This window comes from Vibrio sp. 10N.222.49.C9, from assembly GCF_041474985.1.
In the GTDB taxonomy this organism is placed as follows: Bacteria; Pseudomonadota; Gammaproteobacteria; order Enterobacterales; family Vibrionaceae; genus Vibrio; species Vibrio crassostreae_C.
Genome location: NZ_JBFRVD010001235.1, coordinates 1 through 335 on the forward strand (window position 1 = coordinate 1; position 335 = coordinate 335).

The following is a 335-nucleotide window of genomic DNA, read 5'->3' on the forward strand; positions in this document are numbered from 1 at the left end:
GAGGGTGACGACCTAATGAGTGGAAAAGCATAGCTGCAAGAGGGATAAGAACCACGTAACCCAGCTCAGAAGCTGTGTTAGAGATGATACCCGCAAATACGACCGTTACTGTAACCATACGCTGAGAAGCGTTCATTACTAGGCCACGCATTGCTGCAGAAAGCATGCCTGAGTGTTCAGCAATAGCTACACCAAGCATTGCTACTAGAACCGTACCTAGAGGTGCAAAACCAGTAAAGTTAGTTACTAGGTTAGTAACGATAAGACGCAGACCTTCACCATTTAGAAGACTAACGACTTTGATAACGCCATCGGCGCTACGACCTGCTGCACCC

1 protein-coding gene is annotated in these 335 nt (G+C 47.5%); it reads right to left on the minus strand.

What is annotated here, in order from left to right:
- Positions 1-335 (minus strand): AbgT family transporter (locus tag AB4585_RS27715; RefSeq protein WP_372171965.1); only part of this gene is annotated, 335 nt, incomplete at both ends.